The following is a 16,028-nucleotide window of genomic DNA, read 5'->3' on the forward strand; positions in this document are numbered from 1 at the left end:
CAGCGCTTGGTCCTACCACTGATGGTGCTGGGGGTGGCTGGATCAGCCTTCGACGGTGACGCCCATCGAACGCGCGGTGCCGGCAATGATCTTGACGGCGGCGTCGATGTCGTTGGCGTTCAGGTCGGGCATCTTCAGCTCGGCGATCTCCTTGACCTGGGCAGCCGTGAGCTTGGCGACCTTGGTCTTGTGGGGCTCGCCGGAGCCCTTCTCGATGCCCGCGTGCTTCAGGATGAGGCGCGCGGCCGGCGGAGTCTTGGTGATGAAGGTGAAGGAACGGTCGTCGTAGACCGTGATCTCCACCGGCACGACCATGCCACGCTGCGACTCGGTCGCGGCGTTGTAGGCCTTGCAGAACTCCATGATGTTGACGCCGTGCTGACCGAGCGCGGGGCCGACCGGCGGAGCCGGGTTGGCCGCGCCGGCCTTGATCTGGAGCTTGATAAGCCCCGTGACCTTCTTCTTCTTGGGAGGCATTGCTCTCTCCGGGTCCTAGTGAGAGTTTTCAGCCGCCGATCCGGTCATCCGGATGGAGGCATACCGCACCACGATAACGGGTATCGCTGCGGGGCTAAAAACCGAGCAGGTCAGACCGCCCTTCACGGGGCGATCTGACCTGTCCGGAAGCTGTCGCTCAGAAGATCAGTTCTTCTGGATCTGGTCGAAGCTGAGCTCGACCGGGGTCTCGCGGCCGAAGATCTCGACGAGGCCCTTGACCTTCTTCGAGTCGGGGTTGATCTCGTTGATGGTCGCCTGCAGCGTCGCGAACGGGCCGTCGGTGACGGTGACCGAGTCGCCGACCTCGAAGTCCAGGACCTCGATGGTGCGCTTGACGGCGGGCGCGGGCAGACCGGCCTCTTCCGCGGCGGCCTTGGCGGCCTTCTCCTGCGCCTCCGGGGCGAGCATCTTGACGATCTCGTCCAGGGTCAGCGGGTACGGGTCGTACGCGTTGCCGACGAAGCCGGTGACGCCAGGCGTGTTGCGGACGACGCCCCAGGACTCGTTCGTCAGATCCATGCGGACGAGAACGTAACCGGGCAGCTTGTTCTGCCGGACGTTCTTGCGCTCGCCGTTCTTGATCTGGACGATCTCTTCCTCGGGCACCTCGGCCTGGTAGATGAACTCCTCGACGTTCAGCGAGACGGCGCGCTGCTCCAGGTTGGCCTTCACGCGCTTCTCGTAGCCGGCGTAGGTGTGGATCACGTACCACTCGCCGGGGAGCAGGCGCAGCTCCTCGCGCAGGGCCTGGATGGGGTCGACGGGCTCGGCGGGCTCGACCGGAGCGGCCTCTTCGGCCTCTTCCTCGTCGGCCTCGGCGTCGTCAGCAGCCTCTTCGACCTCGGCGTCGACCTCGGCGTCAGCCGCGTCCTCGTCCTCGTCGGACTCGACGTGCAGCGCGGCTTCCTCGGCGGCACCGGCCTCGGCGTCGGCGAGCTCGGCCTCGTCGGGGTCCACAGCGTCTGCCGCCTCGACGATGTCGAGCTCGTCCTCGACGGACTCGACGGAGTCGTGGCTCGCGTTCAGGTTCGGGTCAGACACGGTGGCTGCTTCTTCCTGGATACAAAAGGTGGTGGAACATGCGAAAACGGGCGACACCATCAAGGCGCCGCCCTCCGCGGGGATCAGCCGAAGACGAACTTGATGGCTTTTTCGAACCCAAAGTCAATCACGGTCACCAGACCGATCATGATGACCACGAAGACAATCACCACGGTGGTGTACGTCGTGAGCTGGTTGCGAGTGGGCCAGACAACCTTGCGGAGTTCCGCGACGATCTGGCGGTAGAAAAGCGCGAGTCGACCCAGAGGGCCCTTCTTGCCGCGCTTGCCGCCCTTGCGGGCCTTCTTCTCGCGCGTCTCGTCCTCGGCGTCAGGCATGTCGATGGAGCCCAGGGCGTCCGTCACGTCTCTCACCTGAATCCGGGTCGTGGCCGTACCGCGCCCGGTTGCGCCGCACGGCGTTGCAATCTAAGTACGTACCTGCGCACACACGTCCGAGAAGGAGTGTGGAGCAGGGCCGGAGGGACTCGAACCCCCAACCGCTGGTTTTGGAGACCAGTGCTCTACCAATTGAGCTACGACCCTTTGCGTCCCCCAACCTACCGCATCCGAGCGAGTGCACGGAGTGCTCGCGCTCTGCAGCGGCCGGTGAGGTCCAACGACAGGTGAGTGTACGTGAACCGGGCCGTGACGTCGAACAGCACCCGAGCTGACATGCGTCGGTCCGTTGACTGAAACGGTGTGCGGCGGTTCTTTGCCGTCTGGGACGATTGCTCGCATGACCTCTGCAACGCCTTCCTCCGAGCGCCGGGTGTCCGCCCGAATCGGCGCCATTTCCGAGTCCGCCACCCTCGCCGTGGACGCCAAGGCCAAGGCCCTCAAGGCCGCCGGGCGCCCGGTGATCGGCTTCGGCGCCGGCGAGCCCGACTTCCCGACCCCGGACTACATCGTCGAGGCCGCGGTCGAGGCCTGCCGCAACCCCAAGTACCACCGCTACACGCCGGCGGGCGGTCTGCCCGAGCTCAAGGCCGCGATCGCCGCCAAGACGCTGCGCGACTCCGGCTACGAGGTCGAGGCCTCGCAGGTCCTGGTGACCAACGGCGGCAAGCAGGCGATCTACGAGGCCTTCGCGGCCATCCTGGACCCGGGTGACGAGGTCATCGTCCCGGCTCCGTACTGGACCACCTACCCGGAGTCCATCCGGCTCGCCGGCGGTGTGCCGGTCGACGTCGTCGCCGACGAGACCACCGGCTACCGCGTCTCCGTCGAGCAGCTGGAGGCCGCGCGCACCGAGCGCACCAAGGTCGTCCTGTTCGTCTCCCCGTCCAACCCGACCGGTTCGGTCTACAGCGAGGCCGACGCGAAGGCGATCGGCGAGTGGGCCGCCGAGCACGGCCTGTGGGTGCTGACGGACGAGATCTACGAGCACCTGGTCTACGGCGAGGCGAAGTTCACCTCGCTGCCGGTCCTGGTCCCGGCCCTGCGCGACAAGTGCATCATCGTCAACGGTGTCGCCAAGACGTACGCCATGACGGGCTGGCGCGTGGGCTGGGTCATCGCCCCGCAGGACGTCATCAAGGCGGCGACCAACCTGCAGTCGCACGCCACCTCCAACGTCTCCAACGTGGCCCAGGTCGCCGCGCTGGCCGCCGTCTCGGGCAACCTCGACGCGGTCGCGGAGATGCGCAAGGCCTTCGACCGCCGTCGCCGGACGATGGTGAAGATGCTCAACGAGATCGAGGGCGTCTTCTGCCCGACCCCCGAGGGCGCGTTCTACGCGTACCCGTCGGTCAAGGAGCTCCTCGGCAAGGAGATCCGTGGCAAGCGCCCGCAGAGCTCGGTCGAGCTCGCCGCCCTGATCCTGGACGAGGTCGAGGTCGCGGTCGTCCCGGGCGAGGCCTTCGGCACCCCCGGCTACGTACGCCTGTCCTACGCCCTGGGCGACGAGGACCTGGTGGAGGGCGTGTCCCGCATCCAGAAGCTCCTGGCCGAGGCCAAGGCCTAGGCCTGACGCGGCCGGCTGCAGGACCTGAGCGGCGTCGCCCCCACCGGGGGCGACGCCGCTCCGTCATGTCCGGCCCACAGTCACCTTCCCTGGGGCTGGCCCAGATCTTTCAGCCTCGCCGCCTCTCCCAGCCCCGCCGGCGTTCGAGGCGCGGGGTCCGGGGCGGAGCCCCGATCTTTCAGCCCAGCCGGCGTTCGAGGCGCGGGTCCGGGCGGCGCCCGGAAGGCCCCCGCGCAGCGGATCCGCACCCGCTCACCCGTTCGCGCAAGCCCCCGATCGGTAAAACCCCCTCCCGCCGAGCGCGGCGGTACGGCAGGATCACCAGATGGAGCACGCACGCGATCTCACGCTTCTGCCCAAGGCCCACCTCCACCTGCACTTCACCGGGTCGATGCGACCATCGACCCTCCTGGAGCTCGCCGACAAATACGGTGTGCGCCTTCCCGACGCCCTGACGGCCGGGGAGCCGCCCAAGCTCCGCGCCACCGATGAGCGTGGCTGGTTCCGCTTCCAGCGGCTCTACGACGCCGCCCGCTCCTGCCTGCGCGAGCCCGACGACATCCGGCGCCTGGTCCGCGAGGCCGCGGAGGAGGACGTACGGGACGGCAGCGGCTGGCTGGAGATCCAGGTGGATCCCACCTCCTACGCCCCCCTGCTCGGCGGCATGATCCCGGCCGTCGAGATCATCCTGGACGCCGTGGACGCGGCCTCCCGCGAGACCGGCCTCGGCATGCGGGTCCTCATCGCCGCGAACCGCATGAAGCACCCCCTCGACGCCCGCACCCTCGCCCGCCTCGCCGTCCGGTACGCCGACCGCGGCATCGTCGGCTTCGGCCTCTCCAACGACGAGCGCCGCGGCATGGCCCGCGACTTCGACCGGGCCTTCGCGATCGCCCGCGAGGGTGGCCTCCTCGCCGCCCCGCACGGCGGCGAGCTCACCGGCCCGTCCTCCGTACGCGACTGCCTCGACGATCTGCACGCCTCCCGCATCGGGCACGGGGTGCGGGCCGCCGAGGACCCCCGGCTGCTGAAGCGGCTCGCCGACCGGCAGATCACCTGCGAGGTCTGCCCGGCCTCCAACGTCGCCCTCGGCGTCTACGAGCGGCCCGAGGACGTCCCGCTGCGCACCCTCTTCGAGGCCGGGGTCCCCATGGCGCTGGGCGCCGACGACCCGCTGCTCTTCGGGTCCCGGCTCGCGGCCCAGTACGAGATCGCCCGTCGCCACCACGCCTTCACGGACGCGGAGCTCGCCGAGCTGGCCCGCCAGTCGGTGCGCGGCAGCGCGGCGCCCGACGACGTACAGGCCAAGCTGCTGGCGGGGATCGACCACTGGCTCACCGGGTGAGCCGCAGGTCCCCCTCGTAGCAGTCGGCGCGTACCCGCCCGCCGTCCAGGAAGCCGATCTCCAGGTGGGTGCGGCCCTGCTCGGGCAGGGCGAACTCGGCGACCGAGGCGACGGTCTCGCCGAGGTGCCGTAGGAAGGGGTGGTCGCCGAGGTCCTCGCCGACCTCGATGCGGCCCCACTCCCCCATGTCGTAGGCGGCGTGCGGGGTGGCGGACTCGACGATGAGGCACTGGTCGGACCCGGTGGTGATGCGGATCGTGTCGCCGATGCTGTCGATCAGCCAGATGTCGAGGGGCGCCTCGGAACGTTCGCCGTCGCTGATGTGCCAGGACGCCACGACTCGGCTGAGCGTGCGCCCCACGAGACGGGTGGGGTCCGTACCGGCCCCGTGCAGGGGACAGAGCATGGGCGGCCGGGGCTCCTCAGATGCTGACGCCGACCGTCACCGGTTCGTTGACCAGGGTGACGCCGAAGGCCGCGTGGACGCCCGCGACGACCTCGCGGGCCAGGGTGAGGAGATCCTCGGTGGTGGCCTCGCCGCGGTTGGTGAGGGCGAGGGTGTGTTTGGTGGAGATGCGCGCCGGGCCGGTGCCGTAGCCCTTGGTGAAACCGGCCTTGTCGATCAGCCAGGCCGCGCTGGTCTTCGTACGGCCGTCGCCGGCGGGGTACGCGGGCGGGGCGGTGTCGGGGCCGAGGCGGTCCTGGGCGCGGGCGAGGAAGGTGGCGTAGGCCTCGTCGGTCAGGATCGGGTTGTGGAAGAAGGATCCGGCCGACCAGGTGTCGTGGTCGGCGGGGTCGAGGACCATGCCCTTGCCGGCGCGCAGCCGCAGCACCGTCTCGCGGGCGGTGGCGGCGGGGACCCGGTCGCCGGCCTCGACGCCGAGGGCGCGGGCGGTCTCGGGGTACTTGATCGGCGCGGACAGGCCGCCGGCGTCCTCCAGGGCGAAGCGCACGCGCAGGACGACGTAGCGGTCGGGCTGGTCCTTGAAGGTGCTGTTGCGGTACCGGAAGGCGCATTCGGCGGCGCTCAGAGTGACCGTTTCGCCGGTGCTGCGGTCGTAGGCCACGACCTCGGTGATGGTGTCGCAGACCTCCTGGCCGTACGCACCGACGTTCTGGATCGGGGTGGCGCCGGCCGAGCCGGGGATTCCGGCGAGGCACTCGATACCGGCGAGGCCGGCGTCGACGGTGCGGGCGACGGCGTCGCTCCAGTTCTCGCCCGCGGCGAGTTCCAGGGTGGTGCCGTCGAGGGTGAAGCCGGCGGTCGCGATGCGCAGGGCGGTGCCGTCGAATCCCCGGTCGCCGATGACCAGGTTGCTGCCGCCACCGATGACCAGGAGCGGCGTGCCGCTCTCGTCCGCGGCGCGCACGGTGGCGACGACCTCGGCATCGGTGGTCGCGGTGACCAGGCGGGCGGCGGGACCACCGAGACGGAAGGTGGTCAGCGGGGCGAGGGGGGCATCGTGGAGTTCCTGCACGTGGACAAGAGTACGGTCCGTGCCCCTCGCATCCCTGCGGGGCCACGGACCGTACTCACTCGTCCCCCGTGCCGGGCGGGTCAGCGGCTCGTGTTCTGCTCGGCGAGGCGGCGTTCGGCGTCGGCCCAGCTGAGGGGGAGCTCGCGGGCCGGCACGGTCCAGTAGGTGAAGGCCGATTCCTTCATGTACGCGCCGGCGACGCGGGAGCTGGTGCGGTGGGGCTCGCTACGGGCGAAGCGGAAGAGCGCGTCCCGGTCCTCCCACGCGGAGAGGGTGAGGAAGGTCCGGCCGAGGACGCGGGCGCGCAGGGCGACTCCGTGGGCGCCGGGGGCCTTGCGGATCTGGCGGATGATGCCGGGCGCCTTGAGAAAGAACCTGACGGCGCCGGTGAGCGTGGCGGTCTCGAAGCGGGACGCCATGACGTAGACCTCGGCGTCGGGGGCTGCCTGGGTGGGCGTGGACCAGGGGATGTCGGGCATGGCGGGCACTCCTTGGCTGCGAGGTGGGGCGTGCGGGGTGCTGTGTACGGGGTGCTGTGTACGGGGTGGTGTGTACGGGGTGCTCCGTACGGGGTGGTGTCCCGACGGATCAGCGCGCGGCCGGGACCTTCTCGGGGACTGCGGCGGTCCGGTCGGCGTGGGCTCCGTCGGCCTTGGTCCTGCGGGGCACCAGCAGGGCCAGCCCGGCGGCGAGGGCGACCGCGCCGGCGCCGATGCACAGGGCGGGGACGGTGCCGTCGGTGAAGGCCTGCGGGGATTCGTAGCCGCCCTGCGCGGAGAAGACCGAGGCCAGGACCGCGACGCCGAGGGCTCCGCCGACCTCGCGCAGGGCGGTGTTGGCGCCGGAGGCCCTGCCCTGGTCGGCCGGGGCGACGGTGGACATCAGGACGTTGGCGGCGGGGGCGAAGTAGAGGGCCATTCCGATCCCGCTGAGGATCAGCGGCGGGAGCTGGGCCGCGTAGGAGACGTCCGCGCTCAGGATCGCCGCGAACCAGCCGAGACCGAGGGCCTGGAAGGCGAGCCCGGCGGCGACGACGGGGCGGCCGCCGATGCGGTCGGAGAGGATCCCGGCCAGTGGGGCGACGATCATCGGCATTCCGGTCCAGGGGAGCATGCGCAGGCCGGCCTCGGTGGGCGAGTAGCCGGCGACGCCCTGGAGGAACTGGCTGAGCAGGAAGATCGAGCCGAACATGCCGAGGAACATCAGCAGGCCGGCCAAGTTGATCCCGAGGAAGCCGCGGTCACGGAAGAGCCGCATGGGGAGCATGGGGTTGGCGTTGTGGAAGCCGTGGTGGATGAAGCCGCCGACGAGCGCGGCGCCGACGATCAGGCCGGTCAGGACGGTGGCGCTGGTCCAGCCCTCGGAATTGGCGTTGACCAGGGCGTAGACGATGCCGAAGAGGCCGCCGCTGATGAGCAGGGTGCCGGGGATGTCGAGGCGCGCGTCGGGGGCGGTGGACTCGGCGAGGCGGAGGCGGGCGAGCGGAATCAGGGCGAGGCCTGTCGGCACGTTCAGCCAGAAGATCCACTGCCAGGAGATGTGCTCGGTGAGGCTGCCGCCGATGAGGGGGCCGCTGGCGACGGCGAGGCCGGTGACGGCGCCGTAGATCCCGAGGGCCATGCCGCGGCGGGCAGCCGGAACGGCGGCGGTGAGCAGGGTGAGGGTGAGCGGCATCATGATCGCCGCGCCGATGCCCTGTACGGCGCGGGCGGCGATGAGCGCGTCGATGCCGGGCGAGAGGGCGGCCGCGGCGGAGGCGCCGGTGAAGATCGCGAGGCCCACGATGAACAGCCGGCGGCGGCCGAAGCGGTCCCCGAGGGCGGCACCGAACATGAGGAGGACGGCGAAGGTGAGCGTGTACGCGTTCACCGTCCATTCCAGGTCCTCCAGCTTGCCGCCGAGGTCCTCCCGGATGGCGGGAAGGGCGGTGGTGACGACCAGGTTGTCGAGCGCGGCCATGAAGCTGGCCACGCCGGTGAGGATCAGGGCCCAGACGGCGGGCCCCCGGAGCTTGGTGTCTTGCGTCTGCACGATGTCCCCCTGCGGTTCGTTAGTTATTGATGACTAACTTTCTTGGCCATGCGAAAGCGCGTGAACGGATCACGCGCCGCCCTCACTTCTCCAGCCGGCCGGTGGTGCGGGCCGACGGATAGAACCCCTCCCAGACCCGATGGTCCAGCGGGAACCCCATGGCGGCCAGGACATTGATCAGCATCCCGTAGGCCATGAAGGTCGTGGTCTCGCCCGTGTCCGCCCCCAGCGGCACGTGGGCGGTGTCCCACAGCTCCATCCACCCGGCCCGGACGACTTCGCCGAATTCGTGGTCGCCGGCCGCCTCGGCCGCCGCCACGGCGACATACATCTGGAGCTGCATCTGGAGCTTGTCGGGATCTTCGGTGATCAGACGGGTGTACGCGTTGGCGATGGCCTGCTGGGCCTCCTCGCCCTGCAGGCCTTCGACGGCGGTGACGAAGAGCTCCCGCGTGTCCTTCAGGCAACGCTCGGACGCGGCCAGGAAGATCGCCTGCTTGTTGGGGAAGAGCCTGAACAGATAGGGCTGCGAGACGCCCACCCGCTTGGCGATCGCCTCGGTGGACGTCCCGTGGTAGCCACCCCGGGCGAACTCGTGCATCGCCGCCCGAATGACGCTCTCACGTCGCTCGTCCGCGCTCATCCTGACCATGAGACAAAGTTAGTGCTCAATCACTAACCAAGTCAAGGGCGGATCCCCTTCGGGACTCGGGCTCGGGGCTCGGGGCCGGGTGCTCGGGGCCGGGTGCTCGGGCCCGGGCTCGGGGCCGGGTGCTCGGGCTCCCGGACCGCAGCGCCCGTCGAAAGGGCGGGGGCGCACGTCGACGCGCGCCCCCGCCCTGCTCGTTCCGTGCCGTCGGCTCAGGCCAGTGCGACCACCGCACGGGACATGCCCAGGACCTTCTGGCCCGTGCTCATGGCCGTCAGGTCGACGCGGACACGGTTGTCGTCCAGCTTCGCGGCGACCTTCGCGGTGACCTCGATCAGCCCGCCCCGGTCGTCGTCGGGGACCACGACCGGCCTGGTGAAGCGCACGCCGTACTCGACCACCGCGCCCGGGTCGCCGACCCAGTCGGTGACCACGCGGATCGCCTCGGCCATGGTGAACATGCCGTGCGCGATCACGTCCGGCAGTCCCACCTCCTTGGCGAACTTCTCGTTCCAGTGGATCGGGTTGAAGTCGCCCGAGGCGCCCGCGTACTGGACGAGCGTGGCGCGCGTCACGGGGAAGGACGCTGCCGGCAGCTCGGTGCCGACCTCGACGTCGGCGTACTGGATCTGTGCTGCCATGTCAGGCCTCCTCGGGGGCGCGGGAGACGAGCTTCGTCCACGCCGTCACCACGTGCTCGCCGGTCTCGTCGTGGACCTCGCCGCGGATGTCGATGACGTCATTGCCCGCGAGCGACTTCACGGACTCGATGGTGGAGGTCACCGAGAGGCGGTCACCGGCGCGCACCGGGCGGGAGTACGCGAACTTCTGGTCACCGTGCACGACGCGGCTGTAGTCCAGCCCCAACTGCGGGTCCTCGACGACCTGGCCGGCGGCCTTGAAGGTGATGGCGAACACAAAAGTCGGCGGCGCGATCACATCGGGGTAGCCGTACGACTTCGCGGCCTCGGGATCGCTGTAGACGGGATTGGTGTCGCCCACCGCAGCCGCGAATTCGCGGATCTTCTCCCGGCCGACCTCGTACGGATCGGTGGGCGGGTAGCTCCGCCCCACGAAGGACTGGTCGAGAGCCATGACTCACTACCTCCTGTTGAAGGGACACGAATGACGCAAGTGACGCAAGAACAAAGACAGGAACGGGCACGGAAACGACATGAGGCCGCCCCCAATGAAGGGGACGACCTCATGACTGTGCCTGTATTTCGAGACTTCGCTGCGGTCAGCGGGTCTCGCGGTGCGCGGTGTGCGAGTTGCAGCGCGGGCAGTGCTTCTTCATCTCAAGACGGTCCGGGTTGTTACGCCGGTTCTTCTTGGTGATGTAGTTCCGCTCCTTGCACTCCACGCAGGCCAGCGTGATCTTCGGGCGGACGTCGGTGGCAGCCACGTGAGTGCTCCTTGACGGAAATTGGGACGGATGAACGCATACAAGAGTAGCCGACCGGGAGACCGACCCCGCAATCGGCTACTGTGTGTAGCGGCGACCGGACTTGAACCGGTGACACAGCGATTATGAGCCGCTTGCTCTACCGACTGAGCTACGCCGCTTTGATGTGATCAGCTCCCCACCCGAGGGTGGGGAACCTCTCTCACCAGAGCCCCAATGCGGAATCGAACCGCAGACCTTCTCCTTACCATGGAGACGCTCTACCGACTGAGCTATTGGGGCGAGCGATGAAGACATTACACGGTTGCCCGCCGATCGCCCAAATCCTTTGCGGGGACAGGGCTCCGACGGGGTTCGCGAGCCGCTTCCGATCAACCCCCGGATCACCTCCGACCCACTTCTCGGGCAGATTGTGGTCGGGCTCACACCCCAACGGTCGCAGAACGGAGCCTCGGAGCCCGTCGAGGCGCACGTGCGGGCGCTCCGGCGCGTGGCACCACACCGGTACGACTATTGCGCTCTTCCCCGAAGCGGGCTGCGCCGCGCCCTAGGCTCTGAGCACGCTGCGTGATCTTGGGCCGCGGGGCCGCGGGCCACGGCTCCAGGAACCGCCCGAGCCACCGCAGGAGCGCGATGTCCGACAGCCAGCCGCAGCAGCCCTTCCGATCGCCCCACAACGGAAACGGCGACGCGGCCGCAGCCGAGGCCACCACCCTGCTGCTCACCGGGGCGCGCCTCACCGACGGCCGAACCGTCGACGTCCGCCTCGGCGGCGGCCGGATCCAGGCCGTCGGCACCACGGGCAGCCTCCCCTCCCCCGCGCTGTCCCGGGTGGACCTGACCGGCCATCTGCTGCTCCCCGCCCCCGCCGAGCCGCACGCCCACGGGGACACCGCGCTGACCGCCGACGCCGACGGGCCCGTGTCCTACGCCCCCGACGAGGTCCAGCGCCGGGCCACCGAAGCAGCCCTGCTCCAGCTCGGCCACGGCGCCACCGCCGTCCGCTCCCACGTCCGCATCGGCGACGTGCACGGTCTCGGCCCCATGGAAGCCGTGCTCCAGGCCCGCCGCTCCCTGCGCGGGCTCGCCGACCTCACCGCCGTGGCCGTTCCCCGGCTGCTGACCGGGGTGGCCGGCGCGGACGGGCTGGCCATGCTGCGGGACGCGGTCAAGATGGGCGCCTCCGTGATCGGCGGCTGCCCGGACCTGGACCCGGACCCGACGGGCTTCCTCGAAGCCGTCCTGGAACTCGCCGCCGAGCACGGCTGCCCCGTGGACCTGCACACCGACGGTGACGACCCGGGTCGCCTCGCCCGGCTCGCGGCGATGGCCGGCGGGCTGCGCCCCGGGGTGACCATCGGCCCCTGCGGCGGTCTGGCCCGGCTCCCGCTGGACGCGGCCGCCCGCGCCGCCGACCAACTGGCCGCGGCCGGCGTACGGGTCACCTGCCTGCCCCAGGGCGACTGCGCGGCCCTGGAACGCCGCGGCCTGCGCACCGCCCCCGTCCGGCTGTTGCGGGCCGCCGGTGTGCGCGTCGCGGCCGGCAGCGGGGCGCTGCGGGACGCCGGGAACCCCGTCGGCCGCGGGGACCCCCTGGAGGCCGCGTATCTGCTGGCCTCCCAGGGAGGGCTCCGGGCGGCCGAGGCCTACGAGTCCGTCAGCGGCTGCGCCCGTGAGGCCATGGGCCTGCCCGAGGTCCGGGTCGAGGCCGGTTTCCCGGCGGAGCTGCTCGCCGTACGCGGGGACCGGATCGCGGGTGTGCTGTCCCTCGCCTACAGCCGGATCGTGATCCACCGCGGGCGCGTGGTAGCCCGTACGAGTGCCGTACGGGAGTACTGCGACTCCGCGGTCGCGGTGGCCCTGGACCTGCCCCGGCAGGGCCGTACGGAGTCGGGTCCCTGACGTTCGCCGGCCGTTCGCGGGCGTCGGCGCCCGGCTCGTCGTACGGTCGGGTCATGCGCATCGTCATCGCGGGTGGACACGGTCAGATCGCGCTGCGGCTCGAGCGCCTGCTCGCCGCGCGCGGGTACGAGGTCGCGGGCATCGTCCGCGATCCGGCACAGGGCGACGACCTGAGGCAGGCGGGCGCAGAGCCGGTGCTCTGCGATCTGGAATCGGCCTCGGTGGAACATGTGGCGGGGATCCTGCAGGGCGCGGACGTGGCGGTGTTCGCCGCCGGTGCGGGCCCCGGCAGCGGGATCGGGCGGAAGGACACCGTGGACCGGGGCGCGGCGGTGCTGTTCGCCGACGCCGCCGAACGGGCCCGCGTACGGCGCTTCCTGATGGTCTCTTCGATGGGTGCGGACGCGTACCACGGGGGCGACGAGGTCTTCGACGCCTACCTGCGGGCCAAGGGCGAGGCCGACGACCACGTACGGACCCGGCTGGGCCTGGAGTGGACGGTCCTGCGCCCCGGTTCGCTGATCGACGACGCCGGGACGGGCCTGGTCCGTCTGGAGGCGCGGACGGGCCGTGGGGCCGTCCCGCGCGACGACGTGGCGGCGGTGCTGGCCGAGCTGGTCGAGACCCCGGCGACGGCGGGCCTGACCCTGGAACTGATCTCCGGTTCGACGCCGGTACAGGTGGCCGTGAAGGACGTGGCGGGCAACTGAGGCCGAGGCCCCGACGGTCGGTCGATCCGGCGGGGCTGACGGTCCGGCAGTCCGGTGGTTCAGAACCCGGCGCTGATCTTGTCGTCGGACCGGCCGACGGAATCCTGCTGGTACCGGTCCTCGTACGCCTGCCGGATCCGTTCGATGCGCGTGCTGCGCTCGCCGGCCTCCTTCTCCGGGTAGAGCAGGACCACCTCGTACGAGGTCTCGCGAACGATCTTGCCGTCCTGGCCGCGCCACTGGCCGTACCCGTCGTGGAGGGTGAGCCCCTCGGGGAAGGCGGGGGTGATCTCCCGGTCCAGGAACCTCATGAACTCGCGTTCCTCGACCGGGTTGCCGCCGTCGGCCCGCTGGGTGCCGAAATACAGCCGGGTCTCCTGGTAGGGCTGCCCCACGTCCGTGTGGAGGGCCGCGCCCACCAGAGCCGGAATCCCTGCGCCGAGCAGGGCCATGAGAACCCCGCCACCGACCTTCCCGCGCGTGTCAGATGTCCATTTCACCCCCGGTGAACGAACCGGGGCCGCCGACGTTGCGCCAGGAACGAAAGAACCCCCGCTCACTGTGATTCCACAGATGAACGGGGGTTCCACTCGCGTGGCGGCGCCAGGGTTCGAACCTGGGTAGGCTGAGCCGGCAGATTTACAGTCTGCTCCCTTTGGCCACTCGGGCACACCGCCAAGATTTGCTGCCATTTTTTCCGCCTTGCGGCGGCGCTCCCTGGCAACGACGTAAACGATACCCGATGACCGGGGGTGCTTCACCACCGGATTGATCAGCGCCGCGGGTGGGCGCGGTGGCTAGGCTTTGCCGAGCGGTCCGGGCATGTCCGGCCGCGCCCTCCGGGGTGTTCACCACCGACTTCAAGGAGCCACAGCACATGGCCGACTCCAGTTTCGACATCGTCTCGAAGGTCGAGCGGCAGGAGGTCGACAACGCCCTCAACCAGGCCGCCAAGGAGCTCTCGCAGCGCTACGACTTCAAGGGCACCGGCGCCACGATCGCCTGGTCCGGCGAGAAGATCCTCATGGAGGCGAACTCCGAGGAGCGCGTGAAGGCCGTCCTCGACGTCTTCGAGACCAAGCTGGTCAAGCGGGGGATCTCGCTGAAGGCGCTGGACGCCGGGGAGCCGCAGCTGTCCGGCAAGGAGTACAAGATCTTCGCCACGATCGAGGAGGGCATCTCCCAGGAGAACGCCAAGAAGGTCGCGAAGATCATCCGGGACGAGGGTCCCAAGGGCGTCAAGGCCCAGGTCCAGGGCGAGGAGCTGCGTGTCAGCTCCAAGAGCCGTGACGACCTCCAGGAGGTCCAGGCGCTGCTCAAGGGCAAGGACCTGGACTTCGCGATCCAGTTCGTGAACTACCGCTGACCCTGTCGCAAAACCTGCCCCACGCCGGCCCGGCGGTCTTCACCGACCGCCGGGCCGCGGCGGTTGCGAAGGGGGTGTGTGCGGGGCGTGTGCGGCGCACGCGCCACCACGGCCTCCTGTGGTCACTTGGGGCGCGATGAGTGCGCCCACCACGCTGGGTGGCATCACATCACCGCGTGGCAGGGGGATCTCGCATGCCTGGGGCCGGCACGTTTCGCGATGACTTCGGGGCGTCCGTGGTCGTCGCGCTGGTCGCTCTCCCGCTGTGCGTCGGGGTGGCGGTCGCCTCCGGGGTGCCGGCCGAGCTCGGGATCGTCACCGGAGTGGTCGGCGGGTTGGTCACCGGATGGTTCCGCGGGAGCGCCCTCCAGGTGAGCGGGCCCGCGGCCGGTCTCACCGTGCTCGTCTACGAGGCGGTGCAGGCGTACGGTCTTCCCGCGCTCGGGGTGCTGGTGCTGGCCGCCGGGGTGGCACAGCTGGGGATGGGATTGCTGCGGCTCGGGCGGTGGTTCCGGGCGATCTCCGTCGCCGTCGTGCACGGGATGCTGGCCGGGATCGGGCTGGTGCTGATCTCCGGGCAGCTGTACGCGCTGGGCGGCGTGGAGGCTCCGGGGCAGACCCTGGCGAAACTGCGCGGGGTGCACGAGCTCGGGTCGCGGGCCGACTTGGCCGCCGTGCTGCTCGGGGTCGGGACGATCGCCGCCATGGTCGCCTGGCGCCGGATGCCCGCCAGGCTGCGGATCGTGCCCGGAGCGCTCGTCGGGGTGGCCGCCGCCACCGCAGCGGCCGTCCTGCTGCGGCTGCCCGTCGAGAAGGTGCGGGTGACGGGCGTGCCGGCAGCCGTGTCCCCGCCCGGCTGGGGCGACTTCGAGGTGCTGGCCTCGGTCGGCGCGGCAGGCACCGTGGTCGCGCTGGCGCTGATCGCCTCCGCGGAGACGCTGTTCAGCGCCGCGGCCGTGGACCGCATGCACGACGGGCCGAAGACCGAGTACGACAAGGAACTCATCGCCCAGGGCGTGGGCAACAGCGTGTGCGGGCTGCTCGGCGCGCTGCCGATGACCGCCGTCATCGTGCGCAGCGCCGCCAATGTGGAGGCCGGGGCACGGACCCGCGCGGCCAGGGTGCTGCACGGCGGCTGGCTGCTGCTCTTCGCCGTGGCGTTCCCGCAGCTTCTGGAGATCGTGCCGCTGGCCGCGCTGGCCGGGGTGCTGCTGCACGCGGGCTGGAAGCTGCTGCCGGCCAAGGCGGTGGCCGCGCTGTGGCGCACGCACCGGGGCGAGGCGGTGGTGCTGGTGGTCACGGCCTCGGCGATCGTGGTCACCAATCTCTTCGAGGGGGTGCTGATCGGGCTCGGGCTCGCCGTCGCCAAGGCGGCCTGGGAGACCTCCCACGTGCACATCGAGGAGGTGTGGGAGGACGAGGGGCTCTGCGTACAGGTCCTGGGAAACGCCAGTTTCCTGCGGCTGCCCAAGCTGCTCGACGCCCTGGACGCCCTGCCGCACGGGCACCCGGTGCGGCTGGATCTGAGCGGGCTGCGCCACCTGGACCATGCCTGCCTGACCGCCCTGGAGGGTTGGGAGCGCGCGCGGGCGCCATTGCCCGGCCGTGAGGGCGTCATCTAGCGGGGTTACCCTCCGC

At 70.5% G+C, this 16,028-nt stretch carries 18 protein-coding genes and 4 tRNA genes; 6 read left to right on the plus strand and 16 right to left on the minus strand.

Annotation, left to right across the window (positions count from 1 at the left end):
• Positions 1-42: 42 nt before the first annotated feature.
• The 4 genes from rplK to ACGFYY_RS20045 form a co-directional block, all read right to left on the minus strand.
• A complete protein-coding gene (rplK, locus tag ACGFYY_RS20030; RefSeq protein ID WP_030008445.1) occupies positions 43-477 on the minus strand; it encodes a 50S ribosomal protein L11 in 435 nt (144 codons plus the stop codon).
• Between the two features lie 165 nt (positions 478-642).
• Positions 643-1,539: a transcription termination/antitermination protein NusG gene (nusG, locus tag ACGFYY_RS20035; protein WP_393710964.1), complete on the minus strand. Its 897-nt coding sequence runs from the start codon at positions 1,537-1,539 to the stop codon at positions 643-645.
• An 83-nt stretch (positions 1,540-1,622) separates the two neighbouring features.
• A complete protein-coding gene (secE, locus tag ACGFYY_RS20040) occupies positions 1,623-1,904 on the minus strand; it encodes a preprotein translocase subunit SecE (protein WP_030388883.1) in 282 nt (93 codons plus the stop codon).
• A gap of 107 nt (positions 1,905-2,011) precedes the next feature.
• Positions 2,012-2,084 (minus strand) — tRNA-Trp (locus ACGFYY_RS20045).
• Positions 2,085-2,277: 193 nt separating this feature from the next.
• On the opposite strand from ACGFYY_RS20045, the gene ACGFYY_RS20050 reads away from it, so the two are divergent.
• Together ACGFYY_RS20050 and ACGFYY_RS20055 are read left to right on the plus strand one after the other, a co-directional pair.
• Positions 2,278-3,504 carry a pyridoxal phosphate-dependent aminotransferase gene (locus ACGFYY_RS20050; RefSeq protein ID WP_365267883.1) on the plus strand — a complete coding sequence of 409 codons (1,227 nt, stop codon included), beginning with the start codon at positions 2,278-2,280 and terminating at the stop codon, positions 3,502-3,504.
• 325 nt (positions 3,505-3,829) lie between these two features.
• The gene (locus ACGFYY_RS20055; RefSeq protein WP_161289589.1) at positions 3,830-4,849 is read left to right on the plus strand and encodes an adenosine deaminase; all 1,020 of its coding nucleotides are present in this window, start codon (positions 3,830-3,832) and stop codon (positions 4,847-4,849) included.
• Here ACGFYY_RS20055 and ACGFYY_RS20060 read toward each other — a convergent pair.
• The 10 genes from ACGFYY_RS20060 to ACGFYY_RS20105 all read right to left on the minus strand — a co-directional run bounded on the left by ACGFYY_RS20060 (position 4,839) and on the right by ACGFYY_RS20105 (position 10,694).
• The gene (locus ACGFYY_RS20060) at positions 4,839-5,255 is read right to left on the minus strand and encodes a hypothetical protein (protein ID WP_393710968.1); all 417 of its coding nucleotides are present in this window, start codon (positions 5,253-5,255) and stop codon (positions 4,839-4,841) included. The two genes, ACGFYY_RS20055 and ACGFYY_RS20060, sit on opposite strands and share 11 nt — an antisense overlap.
• Positions 5,256-5,271: 16 nt before the next feature.
• Positions 5,272-6,411, minus strand: a complete 1,140-nt coding sequence (locus ACGFYY_RS20065) for a UDP-N-acetylmuramate dehydrogenase (RefSeq protein WP_365275845.1) — start codon at positions 6,409-6,411, stop codon at positions 5,272-5,274.
• Positions 6,408-6,806, minus strand: coding sequence for a DUF3291 domain-containing protein (locus ACGFYY_RS20070; RefSeq protein ID WP_393710970.1), 399 nt, complete (start codon positions 6,804-6,806; stop codon positions 6,408-6,410). The genes ACGFYY_RS20065 and ACGFYY_RS20070 overlap by 4 nt, the downstream gene beginning before the upstream one ends.
• 109 nt (positions 6,807-6,915) lie before the next feature.
• The gene (locus ACGFYY_RS20075) at positions 6,916-8,358 is read right to left on the minus strand and encodes an MFS transporter (protein ID WP_393710972.1); all 1,443 of its coding nucleotides are present in this window, start codon (positions 8,356-8,358) and stop codon (positions 6,916-6,918) included.
• Between the two features lie 82 nt (positions 8,359-8,440).
• Positions 8,441-9,010: a TetR/AcrR family transcriptional regulator gene (locus tag ACGFYY_RS20080; protein WP_393710974.1), complete on the minus strand. Its 570-nt coding sequence runs from the start codon at positions 9,008-9,010 to the stop codon at positions 8,441-8,443.
• Positions 9,011-9,219: 209 nt separating this feature from the next.
• A complete protein-coding gene (locus ACGFYY_RS20085; protein WP_365275826.1) occupies positions 9,220-9,648 on the minus strand; it encodes a MaoC family dehydratase in 429 nt (142 codons plus the stop codon).
• Position 9,649: 1 nt separating this feature from the next.
• Positions 9,650-10,102, minus strand: a complete 453-nt coding sequence (locus ACGFYY_RS20090; protein WP_393710977.1) for a MaoC family dehydratase N-terminal domain-containing protein — start codon at positions 10,100-10,102, stop codon at positions 9,650-9,652.
• A 145-nt stretch (positions 10,103-10,247) separates the two neighbouring features.
• Positions 10,248-10,412: a 50S ribosomal protein L33 gene (rpmG, locus tag ACGFYY_RS20095; protein WP_003956487.1), complete on the minus strand. Its 165-nt coding sequence runs from the start codon at positions 10,410-10,412 to the stop codon at positions 10,248-10,250.
• Between the two features lie 88 nt (positions 10,413-10,500).
• Positions 10,501-10,573, minus strand: a tRNA-Met gene (locus ACGFYY_RS20100).
• Positions 10,574-10,621: 48 nt separating this feature from the next.
• Positions 10,622-10,694: transfer RNA gene (locus ACGFYY_RS20105), tRNA-Thr, on the minus strand.
• A gap of 351 nt (positions 10,695-11,045) precedes the next feature.
• Between ACGFYY_RS20105 and ACGFYY_RS20110 the strand changes: the two genes are divergently transcribed.
• Positions 11,046-12,314, plus strand: coding sequence for an amidohydrolase family protein (locus ACGFYY_RS20110; protein WP_365275820.1), 1,269 nt, complete (start codon positions 11,046-11,048; stop codon positions 12,312-12,314).
• Between the two features lie 53 nt (positions 12,315-12,367).
• Positions 12,368-13,024, plus strand: coding sequence for an SDR family oxidoreductase (locus ACGFYY_RS20115; RefSeq protein WP_365275817.1), 657 nt, complete (start codon positions 12,368-12,370; stop codon positions 13,022-13,024).
• Between the two features lie 59 nt (positions 13,025-13,083).
• On the opposite strand, the gene ACGFYY_RS20120 is transcribed toward ACGFYY_RS20115, so the two are convergent.
• Together ACGFYY_RS20120 and ACGFYY_RS20125 are read right to left on the minus strand one after the other, a co-directional pair.
• On the minus strand, positions 13,084-13,476 hold the full coding sequence (locus ACGFYY_RS20120) for a DUF3574 domain-containing protein (protein WP_393710980.1): 393 nt from the start codon (positions 13,474-13,476) through the stop codon (positions 13,084-13,086).
• 143 nt (positions 13,477-13,619) lie between these two features.
• Positions 13,620-13,701, minus strand: a tRNA-Tyr gene (locus ACGFYY_RS20125).
• 200 nt (positions 13,702-13,901) lie between these two features.
• On the opposite strand from ACGFYY_RS20125, the gene ACGFYY_RS20130 reads away from it, so the two are divergent.
• Both ACGFYY_RS20130 and ACGFYY_RS20135 read left to right on the plus strand, forming a co-directional pair.
• On the plus strand, positions 13,902-14,390 hold the full coding sequence (locus ACGFYY_RS20130) for a YajQ family cyclic di-GMP-binding protein (RefSeq protein WP_030009008.1): 489 nt from the start codon (positions 13,902-13,904) through the stop codon (positions 14,388-14,390).
• A gap of 194 nt (positions 14,391-14,584) precedes the next feature.
• Positions 14,585-16,012, plus strand: coding sequence for a SulP family inorganic anion transporter (locus ACGFYY_RS20135; RefSeq protein WP_393710982.1), 1,428 nt, complete (start codon positions 14,585-14,587; stop codon positions 16,010-16,012).
• The last annotated feature ends 16 nt before the right edge of the window (positions 16,013-16,028 follow it).

The sequence above is a fragment of the Streptomyces sp. NPDC048331 genome (assembly GCF_043201215.1).
Lineage (GTDB): Bacteria > Actinomycetota > Actinomycetes > Streptomycetales > Streptomycetaceae > Streptomyces.

Excerpts from the sequence above, each read along its gene's own strand:
- rplK (WP_030008445.1), bottom strand. The coding sequence starts at position 477 with ATGCCTCCCAAGAAGAAGAAGGTCACGGGGCTTATCAAGCTCCAGATC.
- ACGFYY_RS20050 (WP_365267883.1), top strand. The coding sequence starts at position 2,278 with ATGACCTCTGCAACGCCTTCCTCCGAGCGCCGGGTGTCCGCCCGAATC.
- ACGFYY_RS20055 (WP_161289589.1), top strand. The coding sequence starts at position 3,830 with ATGGAGCACGCACGCGATCTCACGCTTCTGCCCAAGGCCCACCTCCAC.
- ACGFYY_RS20060 (WP_393710968.1), bottom strand. The coding sequence starts at position 5,255 with ATGCTCTGTCCCCTGCACGGGGCCGGTACGGACCCCACCCGTCTCGTG.
- ACGFYY_RS20070 (WP_393710970.1), bottom strand. The coding sequence starts at position 6,806 with ATGCCCGACATCCCCTGGTCCACGCCCACCCAGGCAGCCCCCGACGCC.
- ACGFYY_RS20080 (WP_393710974.1), bottom strand. The coding sequence starts at position 9,010 with ATGGTCAGGATGAGCGCGGACGAGCGACGTGAGAGCGTCATTCGGGCG.
- ACGFYY_RS20085 (WP_365275826.1), bottom strand. The coding sequence starts at position 9,648 with ATGGCAGCACAGATCCAGTACGCCGACGTCGAGGTCGGCACCGAGCTG.
- ACGFYY_RS20090 (WP_393710977.1), bottom strand. The coding sequence starts at position 10,102 with ATGGCTCTCGACCAGTCCTTCGTGGGGCGGAGCTACCCGCCCACCGAT.
- ACGFYY_RS20110 (WP_365275820.1), top strand. The coding sequence starts at position 11,046 with ATGTCCGACAGCCAGCCGCAGCAGCCCTTCCGATCGCCCCACAACGGA.
- ACGFYY_RS20115 (WP_365275817.1), top strand. The coding sequence starts at position 12,368 with ATGCGCATCGTCATCGCGGGTGGACACGGTCAGATCGCGCTGCGGCTC.
- ACGFYY_RS20120 (WP_393710980.1), bottom strand. The coding sequence starts at position 13,476 with ATGGCCCTGCTCGGCGCAGGGATTCCGGCTCTGGTGGGCGCGGCCCTC.
- ACGFYY_RS20130 (WP_030009008.1), top strand. The coding sequence starts at position 13,902 with ATGGCCGACTCCAGTTTCGACATCGTCTCGAAGGTCGAGCGGCAGGAG.
- ACGFYY_RS20135 (WP_393710982.1), top strand. The coding sequence starts at position 14,585 with ATGCCTGGGGCCGGCACGTTTCGCGATGACTTCGGGGCGTCCGTGGTC.